Annotated in this window: 17 protein-coding genes; 11 read left to right on the forward strand and 6 right to left on the reverse strand. The window is 51.5% G+C overall.

All coding sequences use genetic code 11. From position 1 onward, the window contains the following. The first annotated feature begins 287 nt into the window (after window positions 1–287). A complete protein-coding gene (locus tag V0288_RS05620; RefSeq protein WP_422661907.1) occupies window positions 288–716 on the forward strand; it encodes a CAAD domain-containing protein in 429 nt (142 codons plus the stop codon). Between the two features lie 344 nt (window positions 717–1,060). Here V0288_RS05620 and V0288_RS05625 read toward each other — a convergent pair whose 3' ends face one another. Next, window positions 1,061–1,804: a Uma2 family endonuclease gene (locus V0288_RS05625; RefSeq protein WP_332864058.1), complete on the reverse strand. Its 744-nt coding sequence runs from the start codon at window positions 1,802–1,804 to the stop codon at window positions 1,061–1,063. 191 nt (window positions 1,805–1,995) lie between these two features. Here V0288_RS05625 and V0288_RS05630 point away from each other — a divergent pair, with 191 nt between their 5' ends. Beyond that, on the forward strand, window positions 1,996–3,675 hold the full coding sequence (locus V0288_RS05630) for a DUF3352 domain-containing protein (RefSeq protein WP_332864059.1): 1,680 nt from the start codon (window positions 1,996–1,998) through the stop codon (window positions 3,673–3,675). Between the two features lie 163 nt (window positions 3,676–3,838). Here V0288_RS05630 and V0288_RS05635 read toward each other — a convergent pair whose 3' ends face one another. Then, the gene (locus V0288_RS05635; RefSeq protein ID WP_332864060.1) at window positions 3,839–4,717 is read right to left on the reverse strand and encodes a hypothetical protein; all 879 of its coding nucleotides are present in this window, start codon (window positions 4,715–4,717) and stop codon (window positions 3,839–3,841) included. A gap of 282 nt (window positions 4,718–4,999) precedes the next feature. Between V0288_RS05635 and V0288_RS05640 the strand changes: the two genes are divergently transcribed. The 4 genes from V0288_RS05640 (at window position 5,000) to V0288_RS05655 (ending at window position 9,565) form a co-directional block, all read left to right on the forward strand. Beyond that, window positions 5,000–5,863 (forward strand): tetratricopeptide repeat protein, encoded by an 864-nt coding sequence (locus tag V0288_RS05640; protein WP_422661911.1) that lies wholly within the window; start codon window positions 5,000–5,002, stop codon window positions 5,861–5,863. A 244-nt stretch (window positions 5,864–6,107) separates the two neighbouring features. After that, entirely contained in the window at window positions 6,108–7,385 is a 1,278-nt protein-coding gene (locus tag V0288_RS05645; RefSeq protein ID WP_332864063.1) for a pentapeptide repeat-containing protein, read from the forward strand. A gap of 198 nt (window positions 7,386–7,583) precedes the next feature. Then, window positions 7,584–8,972 carry an AAA family ATPase gene (locus tag V0288_RS05650; protein WP_332864064.1) on the forward strand — a complete coding sequence of 463 codons (1,389 nt, stop codon included), beginning with the start codon at window positions 7,584–7,586 and terminating at the stop codon, window positions 8,970–8,972. Further along, on the forward strand, window positions 8,972–9,565 hold the full coding sequence (locus tag V0288_RS05655; RefSeq protein WP_332864065.1) for a hypothetical protein: 594 nt from the start codon (window positions 8,972–8,974) through the stop codon (window positions 9,563–9,565). Before V0288_RS05650 ends, V0288_RS05655 begins: the two co-directional genes overlap by 1 nt. A gap of 234 nt (window positions 9,566–9,799) precedes the next feature. Here V0288_RS05655 and V0288_RS05660 read toward each other — a convergent pair whose 3' ends face one another. Together V0288_RS05660 and V0288_RS05665 are read right to left on the reverse strand one after the other, a co-directional pair. Further along, window positions 9,800–11,794 (reverse strand): ABC1 kinase family protein, encoded by a 1,995-nt coding sequence (locus tag V0288_RS05660; protein ID WP_332864066.1) that lies wholly within the window; start codon window positions 11,792–11,794, stop codon window positions 9,800–9,802. Window positions 11,795–12,073: 279 nt separating this feature from the next. Further along, window positions 12,074–12,721: a phosphoribosylanthranilate isomerase gene (locus V0288_RS05665; protein ID WP_332864067.1), complete on the reverse strand. Its 648-nt coding sequence runs from the start codon at window positions 12,719–12,721 to the stop codon at window positions 12,074–12,076. 127 nt (window positions 12,722–12,848) lie between these two features. On the opposite strand from V0288_RS05665, the gene psaK reads away from it, so the two are divergent. The 4 genes from psaK (at window position 12,849) to V0288_RS05685 (ending at window position 15,784) form a co-directional block, all read left to right on the forward strand. Further along, complete coding sequence (psaK, locus tag V0288_RS05670; RefSeq protein WP_332864105.1) at window positions 12,849–13,112, forward strand: photosystem I reaction center subunit PsaK; 264 nt, start codon at window positions 12,849–12,851, stop codon at window positions 13,110–13,112. 294 nt (window positions 13,113–13,406) lie between these two features. Then, a complete protein-coding gene (locus tag V0288_RS05675; protein ID WP_422661912.1) occupies window positions 13,407–13,799 on the forward strand; it encodes an FHA domain-containing protein in 393 nt (130 codons plus the stop codon). A 313-nt stretch (window positions 13,800–14,112) separates the two neighbouring features. After that, window positions 14,113–14,511 (forward strand): DUF4278 domain-containing protein, encoded by a 399-nt coding sequence (locus tag V0288_RS05680; RefSeq protein WP_422661908.1) that lies wholly within the window; start codon window positions 14,113–14,115, stop codon window positions 14,509–14,511. A 139-nt stretch (window positions 14,512–14,650) separates the two neighbouring features. Further along, window positions 14,651–15,784 carry a geranylgeranyl reductase family protein gene (locus tag V0288_RS05685; protein ID WP_332864070.1) on the forward strand — a complete coding sequence of 378 codons (1,134 nt, stop codon included), beginning with the start codon at window positions 14,651–14,653 and terminating at the stop codon, window positions 15,782–15,784. On the opposite strand, the gene aroB is transcribed toward V0288_RS05685, so the two are convergent. Continuing rightward, on the reverse strand, window positions 15,764–16,858 hold the full coding sequence (gene aroB, locus V0288_RS05690; protein ID WP_332864071.1) for a 3-dehydroquinate synthase: 1,095 nt from the start codon (window positions 16,856–16,858) through the stop codon (window positions 15,764–15,766). The genes V0288_RS05685 and aroB overlap by 21 nt on opposite strands. A 223-nt stretch (window positions 16,859–17,081) precedes the next feature. After that, on the reverse strand, window positions 17,082–18,089 hold the full coding sequence (locus tag V0288_RS05695; protein WP_332864072.1) for a 2-hydroxyacid dehydrogenase: 1,008 nt from the start codon (window positions 18,087–18,089) through the stop codon (window positions 17,082–17,084). Between the two features lie 305 nt (window positions 18,090–18,394). On the opposite strand from V0288_RS05695, the gene V0288_RS05700 reads away from it, so the two are divergent. Further along, a complete protein-coding gene (locus tag V0288_RS05700; RefSeq protein ID WP_332864073.1) occupies window positions 18,395–19,471 on the forward strand; it encodes a mechanosensitive ion channel family protein in 1,077 nt (358 codons plus the stop codon). Window positions 19,472–19,494 lie beyond the last annotated feature (23 nt).

The raw sequence follows: 19,494 nt of genomic DNA on the forward strand, positions 1-19,494 counted from the left end.
CGAGAGTTTTTCGGCTTCTTCTTCTCAGACTATCCTTATTTTAAGGATTTTAAACTTCCTGCCGCTAGATACAAACCGGGTAGCTTACCGCTTAGAATGGGAAATCGCGGCGATACTCAACCGTATATTCGGAATCAAACCCCTTGATTCTAAATACTTGTTGAGATCTCCCGGCGAGCTATCGAAGATTATCCGATAATATGAGCAACCGCTAGTCAGTCTGTTCAACCCGATAACTGTCTGTCTCGCCATGCCCTGTCCAACCTAAATGATAAGGATCGGTCACTATGGAATCAATGCAACCTACTGAAACCCAATCTCCGATTATTACAGATAAGCCGGGTTCCCTGAGCAAGCCCGCCAATAGCACCGAGCAGTTCTGGACGGAAACGGTCGAACCCATCTGGGATTCCGTTATGGCTTATCTGGCGAACGTTCCCGACTATATCGCGGGTTTCTTCTCCGGGTACAAGAAACCCCTGATCGTTCTCGGCGCGATCCTGGCCAGCTTCGTTACGGTTAAAGTTACCCTCGCCGTCCTCGATGCGATCGACGATATTCCCCTCCTCGCCCCCATCCTACAACTGATCGGCATTGTCTACACCGGCTGGTTCGTATGGCGCTATCTTCTCAAGGACGAGAGCCGTCGCGAGTTACTCGCCGAGATCGACGCGCTGAAGGCTCAAGTTTTTGGCAGTCACAACAATCCTCTGTAGAGTTTTTCAGGGATAATCGATAGGAGTTGAGAGCGCGTTTCTCAACTCCTTATATTTTTTCTAGACAATCTCTCTATACGCCGAATTTTTCTGGAAAATATTCGCGCGATTCAATGAATTTATATCTATCCGATCGCTGGGAAAAAAGACGGGTTAACCGATCGCTAACTTGTCGGGCGATCGCTGTTTCGGAAGAGAGAGCTTACTTCTCACCTCGCGGACGCGTTCTCTCGCGAATTCTAGCGATCGAAATTCGATCATTTCGCTCGATCGAGGGTGAATACTTTCCTAGTATCGCCAAACTCGCCCCGAAAGCGGGCGGAACTCACCGTAAAGAAATGTTTCTAGATCGTATCGGGATCGATGCCCATCTCCCGTAATTTTCGCGCTAATTTTTCCTTGGACTCTTGTTCCCGTTCCTTTTCCGAGATAGCCCGCTCTTTTTCTAGAAGAGCCTGTTCTTTTTCTAAAACAGCCCGTTCCTTTTCCAAGACAGCCTGTAAGCCGAATTCTCCAGGGGTCGGCACTAAATCGCCCGTCTCGGTGAAATAACGCAATTTTCCCTCGAATACTCCTAAATATAAGCCTAAGCACTCGCTCCGCAAATAGCCACGCTCATCGGGAGTAATCGCTTGATATTGACTGCCTTGGAGAGTGAATCCCTGAAATTCTAAACTTTCGGGATCGAACCAGAAATAATTCGGGGTTCGGAAGACGTTTTGATAGAGGTCTTTTTTCTTCGTTTTATCCACCCGCGCGGTAGAAATCGATAGAATTTCGACAATTACATCCGGGTATTTTCCCCCCTCTCCCCATACTACCCAACTTTTCCGGGGACGTTTTTCCGTATCGAGAACCACGAAAAAATCCGGGCCGAGGAAATCTCTTTTTTTCAATTGTTCCTCGTTATAGTAAATCGTGAGATTACCCGACGCGTAATAATCGTTTCTCTCGCGCCACAATAGTTCTAGGCTAGTCAGGAGAATAATAATCTGTTGTAGGTGTAAATCGCTTTCCAAGGGAGGTTCATCACTCCAGAGATCGGTAGGCGGACAGGTAATTTCCGAGGAGAGGTCTAGGGCTGTCATTATCTTTCCCCGCGACGATCGATATACAGGAATAGTAACAAAAAAAATCGATCGACCCGGAACGCGTCGCGAGCGTCGGAGCGATCGATCCCCGCCGGATCGATCGAGAATCTGTAGAATTGTAGCGGGTAACACGACGGGCGATCTCTTGGCATAGAATGGCTATGGCGCGTTAAAATCGGGGGATTGTCGTGAAGTCGCGATCGTTTTTTGCCGTTTTAGGAATTACCGTTCTTCTCCTGTTGGGAGTCGTCGCGGCCGGTTTCGGGTGGATACTCTCGAATAGTCCCCTCGCTCTCCTCAAGGGAGGGGTAATCCGGGAACCCGCGGCCGCGGTGTTCGTGTCCAAACAGGCCCCTTTAATGGTGTCCCTGCTGGTAAACCCGGAACGATTGGAATCCTTTAGCCAACTGATCGCGACCCCCGCGAACCGACGACGCACCCACCGCGAGATCCGCGATCTAGAAAAAAGCCTACTCGCGAACACGGGATTGAACTATCAAAAAGAGATTCAACCGTGGTTAGGGGAAGAGATCACCCTAGCGGTCACGTCTTTGGATTTCGATCGAGACGCGGCCAACGGGATTAAACCCGGCTATCTCCTCGTCATCGAGACCGAAGATAGCGAGCGCGCCAAAGAATTCCTGCAAGCTTCCTACTCGAAACAGGCGGTTTCCGGTCAATTCGACCTCGTTTTTGAACCCTATAAGGGGGTGAACCTGATCTATCAGCGTCCGCTCACCGAAGTGAATAATAATCGTTTCCTCGCCAGCGCGGTCATCGGCAATAAAGTCCTCTTCGCCAACAATATCAAGGTTCTGCGCGAGGCCGTCAATAACGTGCAGGTTCCCGACCTGAATTTACAGAATAGCCCCGCGTACCAGGAAGCCTTAAAAACCATCACCGAACCGCGTATCGGCGTGGTTTATACCAATATTCCCACTCTTTCCGCGTGGCTCGCCGGCCGATCGGTTCCCGAAACGCCGGAAGCGGTACAACGGTTAGCCACCGCGTTCACGATTAAATCGCGGGGATTGGTCGCCGAGACCGCGTTAATCGGGGTATCGGGGGGAGAAGATCGATCGCCGCTCCTGTCCGGGCCGGTGGGCGCGTTATCGTTTATCGACGGGGATAGTCTGCTGGTGGCCGCGAGTACCGATCTAAACCGCTTCTGGCAGGGAGTCGAGGGGGGATTAGAACCGGATAGTCCCCTGCAACAACTTGTAGGACAGCTTTTAACCCGTGTCCAAGAGCCGTTAGGGGTGAATTTGCCCGAAGAGGTTTTTAGCTGGGTTAAAGGCGAATATAGCCTGGCTCTCGTGCCGGGTTCCACGGGGGTCGAACCCGATTGGATCTTCGTGGCCGAACGGGTGGACGGGGTGGACGTGGACGGGGCGATCGCGCGTCTGGACGATCTCGCCAGAGCCAAGGGTTTCACGGTGGCCGAACTTCCCCTGCTCGATACTAAAGTGACCGCGTGGACGAAACTCACCACGAAAGCCACCGACGGCAGAGCGAGTTTAAATACCATCGTCCGGGGAGCGCGTACCCGCGTCGATAACTACGAGATTATCGCCAGTTCGATCGAGGCCCTATCGCGCGCGTTATCCCCGGACAGAAAGCCTTTAGTGGAGAGCGAGAAATTCCAACAGGCGATCTCGGCTTTACCGACGGATAACGACGGCTATTTCTATATCGATTGGCAAAAATCGCGACCGGCGATCGAGGAGAAACTCCCGATCGTGCAAGTATTAGAGTTCGCGGTCAAACCTTTCTTTAATAATCTCCGTTCCCTGACGATCGGTTCGCGGGGTAGCGAGAACAGCGTCCGTCGGGGAACGATTTTCTTTAACCTAGGAGTGCGGTCTTAGAAGGCAGGAGTCAGGAGTCAGGAGGCAGGAGATAAAAGGCAATAGGCAATAGGCAATAGGCAATAGGCAGGAGCTAGGAGGGCAATAGTTCTATCTGATCCTTTCGCTCCCCCGTCTCCCCATCTCCCCATCTCCCCATCCCCCTATCTCCCGACCCATCACCTCAAGTCTCGGTAAAGGGTTTCGGTCGGCCGGGTTTCAGGAAAGGAGGGGGGCCGGCCGGGGTCGATCGAGCTTCACCGTCCGGTCTCGGCGTGTAAGATCTATCTCCAGGGGGACGACGATTTCTATCGAAGGGTTTTTTAAAGCCACCGCCTCGCATCGGTTTTTTCTTGCTGGCGAAACCGAGATCGAGTCCCTCGCGAATGGTGAGCGCGTCGCCTTTTAGCTGTACCTGAAAATCCCAGAAACGGCTGACCGGCTTACTGGGTAGGGTTCCTTTGAGTTTGAGTTTAAAAAACTTCGGTTTCTCGCCTTCCGCTTTCGGGGATTGCCGGATCTTCACGATCACCGATTGGCTGTCCCGCTCGGTAAAGATCACCTCGCCGCGGATGGAAAAATAGCCCGCGTGGACCGTCTGGCCGGGATTTATGTCCTCGTCTTTCTTGAGCGTTTCCGGTTCCCACACGCCGACGATCTGGACGTGGAGCGCGTCGTTTTCCTGGCGGGTGCGCGGGTAAACGACCCAGAGGTGGGGTTTTTCCAGGTCGAGATGGTTTTTCACCAAACTGATCACGCGTCCCAAAACCACGGAATCGATGAGCGTACCATCCTCGGTGAGAATATTACCTTTGGTTAATTGGTCTTCCGATCGCTGGTAGGTTCCTTGGACGAGGCCGATCGCCCGATACTGACGGGGATGGCTCGGGGGCGGGATCGGTTGGTTCCGTTCGGCTTCGTCGGCGGTTTCCGATCCCACGGCAGGTTCGTCCGGGACGGGGGGTTCGGGAATCGAGGATTCAACGGGAATCGGCATAGTTTCCGATTCGGAGATCGGTTCGGTTTTCGGTGATTCGGTAGACCGATTCACGGGACGGTTCATATCACACTCCTAGCGGCGGAGACACACGGTAAATTAATGTAACAGATCGATGATAGGTCAAAAGAGCGATCGAGGAAGTTACAATAGCCCTGAAGGGCGAGCGAGGCAACGCTCGATCGAACCCTCCGATCCTATTATCTTTCACGCTTCTATTCTGTCAAAACCCTTTCGAGTGTTGACCGTTTGCCCATTGTACTCAATAAAGAGCGGGGAAACCGATCGATCTGTTCCCGAGTTCCCGCTCGATCGAGTTTTTTCTGCCTCTGTGTTCTCCCCCCGTCTATGAAAGCTTATTCTTCCAGCCGTCGCTGGTTATCCGTCGGTCTGATCGTAATGTTGTTCGCGCTGGTATCTTTCTCGATGATGCCCCTGCTGACATCGATTCTCCAGACCACCCGTTCCGAGAGCGGTGTTTCCGTTTCCGCCGCTCTACAGCAGGAGTTAGAGAGTCGGGCGACCGGCTATCAAATGGTCCTCGAACGCGAGCCGGATAATCCGAACGCCCTCCGGGGATTACTAGAGACGAGATTACAACAGGGCGATCTGCGAAAAGCGATCGAACCCCTGGAAAAGTTAGCCCGTCTGAACCCGCGTACTAGCGATTACCTTCTGCTGTTGGCACAGGCGAAACAACAGGTGGGAGACTACGAGGGAGCGATCGGCGATTATCGCGCGCTATTGGCTTCCGATCCGGGAGATACGCGGGCGTTACAGGGATTTACCGGTCTGTTAACGAGTCAGAATCGTTCGATCGAGGCGATTAGCGTCATCAAGGATACCCTCGATCGGGCCCGGAGAGCGACCGCCAATCCCGACGATCCCGCGGGCGCGATCGATGTGGTTTCCGTGGAATTATTACTCGGAAAACTTTATTTCGATCGCAAGGACTACACGGAGGCGATCCAAGTGTACGATCGGGCCGGGGAACTCGATAAAAACGACTTCCGGCCGCTCCTCGGTAAAGCGATCGTTCTCCGCGAACAGGGCAAAACCGCCGAAGCGCAACCCCTCTTTCAAGAAGCCCTAGCCCGCGCCCCCGTTCAATACCGCGAGGATATTAAAACCCTAGCCACCCCGAAACCCCCCGCGAACCCTCCGGCCAACAACGCGCCGAATAGCGGCCAGCCGTCAGCCGTAAACAAATAACCTTCCAAGTTTAACATTCGTCCTCCGAGGCTCAACGCTCGTCCTCCGAGGCTCAACATTCGTCCCCCGAGGCCCCCGAGGCTCAACATTCGTCCCCCGAGGCTCAACATTCGTCCCCCGAAGTTCAACATTCGTCCTCCGAGGCTCAACATTCGTCCCCCGAGGCTCAAATCCCGATAAACTGTAATCTAAACGCTGAAAGCTGATAGCTGAAAGCTAATAGCCCCGATTCCCCGATACCTACATGAGCGATCGACCCGAACCGGAAATTCTCCCCTCGATCGAGAATGCCGATACCCGCGAGGAATTCAACGGAAAACGGAATTCCCGCGATAGCGATCTCGCCCCGGCTTCGAGCGATTATATTTCCTCGTTATCGTCGCGCGATCCCGTCCGGCGCCGGCTTCTGACGTTACAGGAAATTCAAACGACCAGCCCGTGGATCTTACTCGTCGCGTTAGGGATAATGTTCGCCGGACTGCGATTCGGGATCGATTGGTTGGGGTTTTCCGGGGCGTTAGTCGCCCTCTTACTGTCTTTACAGATCGTTTTACCCTCGATCGTCTCTTGGCTCACCCGTTTTCTTACCCCCTCGGAACGAAGGAGCGCGTTCGGCTTTGCCGTCCTCCTGATCTCGATCGCCGGACTCGCGAAATATTTCGGGGTGTACCGTCGCATCCTCCTATGGTTAGAAACTTTTAAATACGATGAATTCGGATCTTGGGCGGAATGGGTGGGGGCCTTGGGACAGATCATGATCGCCGTGTTAGCGGTATACGTCGCCTGGCAACAGTACGTGATTTCCAAAGATCTCACCATCCAGCAGAACCGGATCACCCAACAACAGACGATCGATGCCTATTTTCAGGGAATCTCCGACCTCGCGCTCGATGACGAGGGATTTTTAGAAGATTGGCCCCAGGAAAGAGCGATCGCCGAGGGACGCACGGCCTCGATCCTCAGTAGCGTGGACGCGGCGGGAAAGGCGAAAATCCTCCGATTTTTAAGCCAATCCAAGTTACTAACGCCCATCAAACGCGATCGCTATCTCGGAAGACCGATTCTCAACGGGGAGGGAGGATACGCGGAAGATCGGATGGCGGGAGTGCGGGTAGTGCAATTGGGAGTCATGTTAGCCGGCGCGGATCTGTCGGGGCAGGATTTACGCTGGACGGATCTTAGTGATGCCAATATGGTGCGCGCCGATTTGAGTTACGGGGATCTCGTCAAAGCGAATCTATCCAGGACGATTCTTTACGAGGCCAATTTAAAAGGAGCGGATATTAAGGGGGCGCGTTTTTTCTACGGTTCGGTAGAAAATGCCAGTCCCCGCAGTCGTACCATCCCCCCGGATTTCGAGACGGGAGCGTGTACCGGCGCGGTGGTAGAAAACGCCAATTTCTCCGGGGTGAAAAATATGAGCGAGGAACAGCGCTGTTACTGTTGCCAGTGGGGGGGCGAAAAAACCCGCGCCACCATTCCGGGAGGATGCGAGGGCATTCCGAATCGATTGGGACGATAATGGCGAGCGGTAGGGTGTGTCGATCGCCCCGCGCGCGGAATCCTCTACAGGAAGCTCGGCGAGCGATCGGAGATCTAAATCTCTGTAGGAACGGGTAAAAGGTTAACTCTCCGGCGCGATCTCTTCCGCGAGGAAACTTGTTAAGCTAAGACAGGGATGGAGAGTCATCCTAGAGGCGATCGCTAAAGGAATCTATTGATGAAAATTAAAATCAAAAATCTGGGGCCTATCAAACAAGCCGAATTTTCTCTCGGCGACCTAACCATTATTTGCGGTGGTAATAACACGGGAAAAACCTATGCCACTTACGCCTTATTTGGCTTTTTATCTACTTGGCGGCGCTTTGTATCAATCAAAATCGATGAGGATAAAATCAGAGAATTGCTGGCAGAAGGCGTGATCCGCTTAGATATACAAGAATACGTCAAAAATCTCGATCGGATCGTCGCTCAAGGTTGTCAAGAATATATCCTGCAATTACCAGAAAAAATTTTAGCTTCATCGGCTGAATATTTTAAAGATACCGATTTTCAAGTAGTGTTAGATACCTCGGAAATTCAATTACCCGAAACTTTCGATCGGACTTTAAGCACAAGAGACATGGAAGTATTTTCCATTATCAAAAATCAAAAAAGTACCGACATTATTGTTACTTTTTTAGAAGAAAAAGAAAAGACAAAAATCCCCGATGAACTTCTTAAAACAATTATCTCTGAAGCTCTAAAAGATATTATTTTTACTCGATTTTTTCCCCGTCCTTTTATTGCCAGCGTGGAGCGAACCGGTGCCGTAATTTTTCGTAAAGAGCTAGATTTCGCTCGTAATCGACTCCTGAAAGAGATGGCGAAAGTCGAGAAAGAGTTCGATCCGATGGAACTTTTTTTTAAAGAATATAATGATTACGCGTTGCCGATCGAAAAAAATGTAGACTTTACTAGAAAATTAGAAACTATTGCTAAAAAAAATAGTATAATTCACGAGAAATACCCTGACATTCTGAACGACTTTACCGATATAATTGGCGGAGAATACACGGTTACTCGCGATGACGAAATTCATTATATACCAAAAGGAAAAAAAATAAAACTTTCTATGGGTGAAAGTTCTAGTGCCGTGCGTTCACTTCTGGATATCGGATTTTATTTAAGACATGAAGCGCGACTGGGAGATCTATTAATAGTAGATGAACCAGAATTAAATTTACACCCGGAAAATCAGCGTCGCATGGCTAGACTTTTCGCTCGTCTAGTTAACATCGGCATTAAAGTTTTTATCACTACCCATAGTGATTATATTATCAAAGAGCTAAATACCCTAATCATGCTCAATCATGATAAACCCCATCTGAAAAGAATCGCCGAACGAGAAGGCTATCGCGCGGAGGAATTACTCTCCGCGGATAAAGTTAAAGTTTATGTCGCGGAAGAGGCACCGGTAAAATTAGAAGGGAAGACACGAAAAACGAAAGTTCTAACCCTTGTCCAGGCCAAGATCGATCCAGAATTAGGGATTGAAGTAAGTAGTTTTGATAAAACGATCGAAACTATGAACCGTATTCAGAGTGAAATCGTCTGGGGTGAGGATTGATGTCTGATATCGATATTCTACAAGAGATGCTCAAGGATGCCGCCAAGGAAAAACTGGAACTTCAACAGGAAGGAACCCATTCAAAATACTCGGTAACACTCAAAGAACCGCAATCTGATTATTCTGTAACGATCGCGGATCTCCCGGAAAATACTATCGTGATCAAGGTAGAGTCTTTCAAAAGACCCAGAGAAATTTTTCAAGGCTCGAAAGGAGAGTGTAAACTCGCAGATTTCGTTATTATAAGCGATACTGGCATCGGCAAAATAATTGTTTGTATTGAAATGAAGAGAAATAAAGGAAACCTTAAAGATATTAGTCTGCAACTCACCGGTGCGAGATGTCTCATCGATTATTGTCAGAAAATTGGTAAGGCATTTTGGAACAGAGATAGTTTTCTGGGGAATTATCAAACTCGTTTCGTTAGTATTGGCCGTATTCCAATTCAAAAAACAACAACCTCTCGACAGAAAAGCCGTGGTAAAAGGTCAGAATCAAAAAAATTTTATGATCGACCAAATGAACCGCTAAAAATTGATGGGGAAAGATATTTACAATTTAATGAATTACTCGAAAGGCTAAATTTTACTTAGGGCTAATAAAGTAGCCAAGTGAACGCAACATACACACCCTGAAAATTACTTTTTTTAGAGACGATACGCTGGCAGATGGAAGACGTTTATCGATCGCTATTTCTCCGTGTACCAGCAGTCAAAAACCCGCGCTCACGGTTGTTAATCGGGGGAAGATCGATCGATCGCCCCCTTCTCAGCCATAATATTCGCCTTAATTTTGACCCGAAAAGCGCGCGATTCAGAGTGATATTATTACCGAATCCCCGAGGGTAACGCTCTCGATTCTTCGATAATCTCTACCGGTTTCGGCGCGTCTAACTCCAGAACTAGATAACGGATGAAACGCGCGATCGCTTTCTGGGCCAATCCCTCCGCGATCTGTTGTCCCATTAGATGGGTTTCCGGTTTAACGATTAATTTCGCGGTCGCGGTGATCACCCGCGTCGAATCGAATCCCCGCGTTTGTTGCAGGATGCCCCAAATATTGCGGAGATGTTCCATTGTTTTCGCATCCTCGCGGAATTCCGCGGGGGTTTCCTGTACCGCGAGTCCCACCTGTTCCCGTAGGGTTCCGGTAAGGTTAAACCATGTCCGACGACCGAAACTATCGAGCGCGTTGACTAATTCATTGACTAACTTCTCGCGGATAAATATACCTCGATCGGAAAAGAGAAAATCGATCCCCTGATCCAGTACCGTATCGAAGTTGTAATCGCTAGAATCTTTCGCGTTCCGTAAGAGATTCTCTAACCGATTCCAACGGAAACTACCGTCTTTAAACAACAGATCCTTTAACGATGTCCGTAATTCGGGAGAGGAATCGGTTAACAGACGTTTGGCGATATAGGGATAGGCTTTGCTGAGAACCTTGAAATGGGGGTCGATACCGATCGCTATCCCCTCCAACGTTACCATCGATCGAATGATCAACGCGTAATACGCCGGAACTCGGAACGGAAACTCGTACATCATCTCCGACATTTTATCGGTGATGCTCTTAAAGTTTAACTCCGCCACGCTCGCCCCTAACGCGTTGCCGAAAACCTCCGCGAACGCGGGAACGATCGGCGCCAAATCCGTGGTCGGCGTTAAAAAGTCTAATTTCACGTAATCCCGCGCTAAAGCCTCGAAATCGCGGTTTACCAAATGCACTACCGCCTCGATCAAGCCGTAGCGTTGATAGGGTTGAATATTACTCATCATCCCGAAATCGAGATAGGCTAACTTCCCGTCGGGAGTCGCCAACAGATTACCGGGATGAGGATCGGCATGAAAAAAGCCGTGTTCGAGAAGTTGACGCAGGGAACACTGTACCCCCACATCGACGAGATGGGTAGCGTCGATTCCCTTCGCTTGAATTTCCTGAATATTGGTTAATTTCGTCCCCTCTACCCACTCCATCGTTAACACGCGCCGTCCCGTGTATTGCCAATAAATTTTCGGGATGTAGATTTCGGGGATATGTCCGTATAGTTTCGCGAATTTCTCCGCGTTCTGTCCCTCGTGACAGTAATTAATTTCCTCGAAAATGCGGCCGGCGAGTTCGTCGGTGATAGCGACCAGATCCGATCGAACCCGTTTGACATTCTTCTGTACCCACAGCGCCAAACGTCGCATCAGATAGACATCTAGCGTGATCCGACGGATCAGATCGGGACGCTGAACCTTAACGGCGACCTTTTCCCCCGTTTTCAATTTTCCCTTATATACCTGTCCCAAAGACGCGGCGGCGATCGGATCGGGAGAGAGTTCCGCGTAAATTTCCTCGGGAGAATAGCCTAATTCCTCCTCGATAAAGCGGTAGGCGATCTCGTTGGGGAAAGAGGGGATCTGATCCTGTAAGGTGGTTAATTCGTTTAAATACAGGGGGGGAACGAGATCCGGACGGGTGGACAGCGCCTGACCGATTTTAATGTAGGTCGGCCCCAGTCCCGTTAACAGTTCCCGCAGTTGTACGGCGCGTCGGATCTCGTTTTTCGGCGATTTGCCCAGCAGTTTATCCCACCATAACCCCAGCGTGAAGGAAAGAACCGGTAGGGCGATGGCGATCATCCTTCCCAAGACCGCGAAAGGACGTTGCCGATAGTATTCCTCGATCGCTACCGGATTGTACCGCCAACTCTCGGGCGCGCTATCGTCCACGGGGCCGATATCCTCGATATGTTCCTCGGGAATATGCAGGGGTTGAACGTCGTCGGTAATCGCCGGGGAAATCTCGATCGCTTCGGAAATGATCAGTTCGGGCATGGGAAATCTGGGGGACGGGGACTTTGTAAACTATTGTAACAAGATCGGGAGGCGCGCCTAGTCCCGCTCAAGTGACATTATTTCCATGCTACGCGTCCGCGGGAATTTTCCGGGGTGAGGTTAACTGAACCTTTGTAGGGGGGGTAAAAAAAGGAAATGGCTACTCTTTACACAAGCGTAGCCATGTGACCGCTCAATCTCAGAGACTACGTTAATATCTTTCCCGCGAACGCCGGAAAAAGTAGCATAGCGTCCGAGCGGATCGGCCGGGGAAACCGGTTAGCTTACCGAGCTTTTCCTTATCTGTCGCAGTCGATCGAACAGGAGGGCGACTTTTTCCAGGTCTTTATCCCCCGGCGATCGCTCGACCCCGCTAGAGAGATCGATCCCGTTCGGGGACAGACGGGTTAACGCGTCGGTCAGATTATCGGGAGTCAGTCCCCCGGCGAGAAACCAGGGGATCGGCGGACTAAATCGGGCGATCGATTCCCAATCGAGCGTTTTTCCCGTCCCCCCGTGTAAACTCGGGTGATAGGCATCGAAGAGCAGGGTATCCACCCGATCGAAGTACCCGCGGGCCCTCTCTAACGTTTCCCCGTCCTTAACCCGCAAAGCCTTCAAAATCTCGATACCCGGCAGTAAATCCCGCAAACGGGCGCAAAAATCGGGAGATTCTTCCCCGTGTAACTGTACCCCCGTCAATCCGGCCCGCGTGACCGTTTTGCGAATTTCGCCCGGATCTTCATTGACAAAAACGCCGATATAGTGTATGGGGCGGGAAATGGCGGTCACGATCGAGGCGATCGATTCGGGAGTCACGTACCGGGGGGAAGAGGGAGCGAGAATAAATCCCAGCGCGGTCGCCCCGAGATCGGCGATCGCCATTCCCTGCTCGGGGCGAGTGATGCCGCAAATTTTAACCCGCATAGAAGAGATCCGTTCGCGAAACGTTACAAGAACTGTTAAGTATTCAAAACAAACCCTCGATCGAGGTCGGGAGGTTTCTATAATGCCTTGTGTTTATAAAAGCTTATCAAGAAGGGAGTTAATTATGATGCACTCATCCGTACTGTTCGCGGTCGCCCAAACCACCCCCTGGAATTTTTCCGTCGCTCTCGTCATGATTCTCGCCAATCTCGTGGCGATCGCGATCGGTTACTTCGCTATCCAGAACCCCGGTACGGGCCCGAGTTTACCCGTTCCCCAACTGGCCTCGCGGAAAAGCTTCGGTCTTCCCGAACTGTTAGCGACGATGAGTTTCGGGCATATTCTCGGCGCGGGCCTGGTATTGGGCCTCGCGAACGCGGGTATCCTCTAAACGGTAGGTGTCGGGGATGGGGGGTAAGGGAGAAACCGGAGGTGAGGGAGAAAATAGCGATTCCTTACTTAATATATTCAGAATTTTGATGATTTCCCCATCTTCCCGGCCCTCCCCGTCTCCCCATCCCCCCATTCTCCCCATCCCCCCACTCCCCATCTTCCTATCTCCCCATCTCCCCGCTCCTCTCCTCGATTTCCATATCCTTACGGAATAGGATTAAATAAGTAAAGAAGTCCCCCCGATCGAGTGGGGTCGATCGAACCCGATACTCTCAAGACGATCGAGGTAGCCGTGATCACGTTAACGCTCTTGCATCCCAATCAAGCGACCCCCCTACAACACTGGACATTTGACGAAGAATCGGTAATTCGGATCGGGCGAGCGACGGATAATAACGTGGTTCTCTATAGCGCCGTTGTCTCCAGACGACACGTAGAGATCCGTCGCGGTGATTCGGAATGGGAGTTAGAGAGTCTGGGGGCCAACGGAACTTTCATGAATGGTAAGGCCATCTCGAAAGTGCCGGTCGTCGATGGTATGGTTATCCGTTTAGCGAGTTCCGGCCCGCGGATTCAAATTCGTCTCATTCCCGATGATGTCAGTCCGCGACTGTCGATCGAGCGGCTCGACTCCGACACGCCGGACGGGCCGAAGTACCCCGATAAAGAAACGATCGTCACCTAATGGATGAGTGCGGCTAGAGAAAGGCGAGGAAGTTTTCGGGACAAGAGAAAGGGAAAGAGGGGAAAGGGAAAAGGGGAAAGACTACTTTTCACCCCTTCCTCTTCCCCTCTCATCTCCCGATGTCCTCACCCGTCCTAACTTTAAATTTTTATAAATGTTTCCCGAACGAGGGAAGAAAATGTAAAAATAGATACAGAATAAAATTCTGATTTTCGCAACTGTCTTCTGTCTTCGGGCGATCGCCGGACGGGAAGAGAGCGGGAGCTAGATCGAGTGAATAACGACTTTAAATTATTGCAGGGAGTTGGGTGATATGCGAATGACTTATCGAGGGGTAACTTACGAACGGGATTCTACCCCTCTAGAAATGCTAGAAGGAGAGAACGCGGGTAAGTATCGTGGAAATGACTGGAAATATCGTTATCCCCGACATATTCCCCAGTTAGAACCGAAAATATACCGGCAGTATCGCGGGGTGAGTTATAGTACCCGTCCCGTGGTGGCCGGCGAGGGCGTGGAAGTGCCGAAACTCGCCTGTCCTCTCCCGGCCACTCGACCGGTCTCGATCGAGCGGGAATGGCTATCCACCGTCCATCTCGACAACATTCGCCGTCGTCTGGAACGTCGTTTACAGATCGCCCAAGAAAACGGGGACGAGAATCTAGTGGAACTTCTGAAAAAAGAATCGCGAGATCTCGCCTTACACGAATAGGCTCGCGATAACACCTTTTTCCGCCCTCGATCGTCGGTGATCGGGGGCGATTTTTTTCGAGAGAAAATGGCGGATTAGTCGGATAAGTCACCGGGGATCGTCTATAATACCTTGTCGTTTTCTGCCATAGCGAACCCGAATGTTTGACTGTATTATTATCGGTGCCGGCCCGGCGGGCGCGGCGGCGGGTTATCACCTCGCCAAGAAGGGACGATCGGTTCTCGTCCTCGATAAGACGGGATTCCCCCGCTATAAACCCTGCGGGGGTGGGGTTTCCCCGGCGATCGGCAAATGGTTCGATTTTGACTTTACCCCGGCTGTCGAGAATACGGTCACGCGAGTTCGCTTTACCTGGAAACAGGGCGACCCCGTGACGACCGATTTAACGGTAGCCGAGCCGATGTGGATGGTCCGACGGGATCGTTTCGATGATTTTCTCTGTCAGCGCGCGATCGAGGCGGGCGCGACGATTAAAGACAAAACCGAGGTCACGGGAATCGATTTCCGCGGCGATCGTTGGGAGGTCAAAACCGCCGGCGAGACTTTCTCGGGAAAATATCTGATCGCGGCCGACGGGGTGACGGGAAACGCGGCCCGGTGGCTGGGATTGAATCTCAAATCGGAGGCGCTGGGGGCGACTTTAGAAATCACTACCCCCGTCAGCGGCGATCGACTGCGTACCGCCGAATTCGACTTCGGTTCCCTGAAAAACGGCTATATCTGGACCTTTCCCAAACCCGACGGCTACACTATTAGCGGCGGCTGTTTCAAGGGAAAAATCAAGTCCGAGGAGTTGAAAAAACAACTGTTAGATTATGCCGCTCGATCGGGCTTGAATACGGCAGAATATCGTTACACCGAGTATCCCCTGCTGTTGTGGAAAGATAACGCGACCCTACACGCGAAAAACGCCCTGATCGCGGGAGAGGCGGCGGGAATCGTCGATCCGCTGATCGGCGAGGGAGTGCGTCCGTCGATCCTGACGGGAGTGAAAGCCGCGGAGGCGATCGATCGCGCCCTCGCCGGAGACACTCAGGCACTCGCCCGTTATAGCCAGATTATTCGAGAGGAATGGGGCGAGGATATGGCACTCGCGGGTAAATTAGCGGGAATGTTCTACCAATTCCCCCAGATCGCCTATAAAGTGGCGGTCAAACGTCCGGTCTCCGGGCAGTTGATGGGACGGATTCTCGCCGGGGAATTACGCTACCGCGACGTTACCGAATGGGCGATCGCCCAACTGAAAAAACGCCTACTTCCCGGTTTCGGCTAACACTTCCCGGACGAGATCGGGCGTTACCCGGTCCGTGATCTCGACCGTACCGATCGAGGTGGGCAGAATAAAACGAACTTTGCCCGCTTTTACCTTTTTATCGGTGGTTAACGTGTCTAGCACTTCCCCGACATCGAGCGGGGGGATACGGGTTTCCAGTCCGGCTTTACGGATCAGGGCGTTCTGTCTTCGCGCCTCCTCCTCCGTCCACAGTCCCAGTCGGACGGCGATCGCTCCCGCCGCGACCATGCCCATCCCTACCGCCTCGCCGTGATTGATCGCGCTATAGCCGGTCAGACTCTCGATCGCGTGGGCGATCGTGTGACCGTAGTTTAAAATCGCCCGCAATCCCGATTCTTTTTCGTCCTCACTTACCACATCCGCCTTCGCTTGACAAGATCTTGTAATAATTGTTTGTAATAATTCTCTGTCGAGATCGGTAAAGCGATCGAGTTTCGGGGCCGCTTCCAGGCGATCGAACAGATCCGCGTCGCGAATCACGCCGTATTTAATCACTTCCGCCATTCCCGCGCGGAATTCCCGTTCCGGTAGCGTTTTTAGTACCGCGGGGTCGATGAGAACGAGTCGCGGTTGATAGAAAGCGCCGATCAGATTTTTGCCGCGCGGGTGATTGACTCCCGTTTTCCCGCCGATCGAAGCGTCCACCATCGCGAGTAAACTGGTGGGAACCTGAACGAAATGGATTCCCCGTAACCAGGTGGCGGCCGCGAATCCGGTCATATCGCCGATCACGCCCCCTCCCAGCGCTACCATCGTCGAGGAGCGCTCCAGACGGCGATCGAGCGCGGTATCGTAGATCCGTTCGATCGATTCCAGGGTTTTATAATTCTCTCCCGCGGGGATTAAATGATAGGAAACGTCGAAACCCGCTTTTTCTAGGGAATAGAGGGCGATTTTGCCGTAATAATCGAAAATATCGGGATTGGAAACGAGAAGAACCTTTTTTCCCAACTTGAGCGAACCCATTCTCGTACCGAGTTCGGCCAGACCTCCCGACTCGATAAGGATGTCGTAGGATCGATCGGGAAGGGTAACGGGAATGCGGGTCAACATGAAGGGTAAGGAGCGATCGGGACAAGTTCGATCGTAACACGACCGGCTCGCGACCGTCAGGAGGAGGCAGAAACCTGTAGGGTGGATTAGCGAAGCGTAATCCACCGAAAAGCTTGTAAATCACACTAATTCTTGATTTTTTAGAGAATCGAAAAGGAATTCCGCGAGAAGTCTGATCGCCACCGATCGATATAGCCGGTAAAAGATATTTATAGGCTAATCGCTACCCGTGGGGATGATAGATCACCTCGTTGTGTAACGGTTCCCCCTTTTCAAAATCGGTGATATTGGTTAGCGTCGTGGTGGCGATCGCTTCCAGTGCCTCGCGGGTAAAAAATCCCTGATGCGCGGTGACGATCACGTTGGAAAACGATTGTAATAATTGGAACGTGTCATCCTGAATGATCGTGTCCGAGAGATCTTCAAAAAATAGATCGTCTTCCTTCTCGTAGACATCGATGCCTAAATAGCCGATTTTTCCCGACTTAATGCCCTCGATCGCCGCGACCGTATCGATTAACGCGCCGCGACTGGTATTAATCAGCATTACCCCCGGTTTCATTCGCGAGATCGTTTCCGCGTTGATTAAATAATGGGTGCTAGGGAGAAGGGGACAATGGAGCGAGATAATATCGGAATTGGCGAGAAGTTCGGGCAGATCGACGTATTTCGCGGTCTCGATCGCCGTGAATCGATCGTTCGGATAGGCATCGTATCCCAACAGGGAACAACCGAACCCGCGCATAATATTGGCGAATACCGTCCCGATCTTACCCGTTCCGACCACGCCCACGGTACGACCGTAGAGATCGAATCCGAGCAAACCCTCTAGCGAAAAATTATCGTCCCGTACCCGGTTATAGGCTTTATGGATTTTCCGGTTGAGCGTCAACACCAGCGCGACCGCGTGTTCCGCGACCGAGTAGGGAGAATAGGCCGGGACGCGCGCCACTTTAATGCCTAGTTCGGTCGCGCGTTGTAAATCCACGTTATTATACCCGGCCGCTCGCAAGGTTAAGAGACGGGTTCCGTGTTTGGCGAGAATCTCCAATACGGCCGCGTCGGCGATATCGTTGACGAAGATACAGACCGCGGGATAACCTTCGGCCAAGATAGCGGTATCTTTATTAAGCTGAACGTCGAAGAAGGTGAATTCATGCCCGTAATGGACGTTAGCCGCCTCTAGAGACTGGCGATCGTAGCCTTTGGTACTGAAACAAGCGACTTTCATGGGAGATCTTCCAGGGGATTCGGGGACAAACGATCGATCCGGGATAGAAACCGGGATCACTGGAATTTAAAAACAGAAAAGGAATTTTTAGCAATTTTAAACGATTTTTCGCGAGTTTACCCCACCGTTTCCCCGCTGATACGGGAAATCGCGATCCGATCGCGCGGGCTACCGAACCGGGGTGTCACGATCGACCACTTCTTCTAAGATACAAGGGGATAGCGAGAGCGATGTTTTCTAGACTCCGAAGCGCGATTCCTTTTTCGTTAACCACGCGAGAATTTTTCAATTTCCCGAGAGATCTGATGAACTCCTTTATCAATCTGGAACACTGGCCGGATATCGTCATTCCCCTGTTAATTTTCCTGGGATGTCTCCTGTTGGGTTGGGTTTTCGAGAAACGGGTGATCGGGGAACTGCTGAAAATCGCCCGCGACAAGAACTTCCGATTGTCCGAGGGGATTTTAAAATCGATCCGAGGGTTCAGTTTGCTATGGTTCGGGATCTTGGGGCTAACGATCGCTCTCTCCCTGCCCAATTTACCCTTATTCCCGGGGTTTATCGCGTTTCTCAAAGATAGCCTTTTAGTCGTTTTTTTATCCTCAGCCACGCTAGTCGTCGCGCAGGTATCGGTGGAAATTTTGCGGGTGTACACGACCGGGGATGACGGGATTTCCCCGCTAACCACCCTGTTTGAATTTCTGGCGAAAGTGGTGATTTTTAGCTGTGGTTTCCTGATTATCCTCGGATCGATCGGCATCTCGATCACTCCCCTGCTGACGGCCTTCGGGATCGGCGGGGTCTCGATCGGGTTAGCCTTACAGAGTACCCTCGCGAACCTCATGTCCGGGATCACGATCATCACCTCGAAAAAAGTCCGGGTGGGGGATTATATTGAACTCAAAACCGGGGAATCGGGCTACGTGCGCGACGTGGAGTTAAAATACACCGTTGTCGAGGAAATCACCGAAAACTTACTCGTTATCCCGAATACACAGATTCTTTCCTCTAGTTTCCGGAACTATAGTTTACCCGATCGAACCCTGATCGTTCCCGTCGAGATCGGCATCGCCTACGATAGCGACCTAGAAACCGTCGAAAAAGTTACCCTAGAAGTCGCGCGCGAGGTGTGCGGCGCTCCCGTAACGGATAACGCCAAAAAGCTCCCGTTCACGCGTTACGGGAAATTCGATTACTACAGTATCTCCCTCACCGTTTATCTCCAGATAGCCGAGGAGGAATTTTTCGATCACCTGACGCTGAAACACGAATTTATCAAACGTCTCCACCGTCGCTACCGGGAAGAGGGAATCGAGATCCCCGTGCCGATGGGCTTTCCCTATCTCCTCAAACCCGATCCCGGAGAGATTTCCCGCGAATAACCCTCTCGGGAAAACGTCTCTTC

Origin of the sequence: Pannus brasiliensis CCIBt3594, assembly GCF_036688125.1 — a bacterium.
In the GTDB taxonomy this organism is placed as follows: domain Bacteria; phylum Cyanobacteriota; class Cyanobacteriia; order Cyanobacteriales; family Microcystaceae; genus Pannus; species Pannus brasiliensis.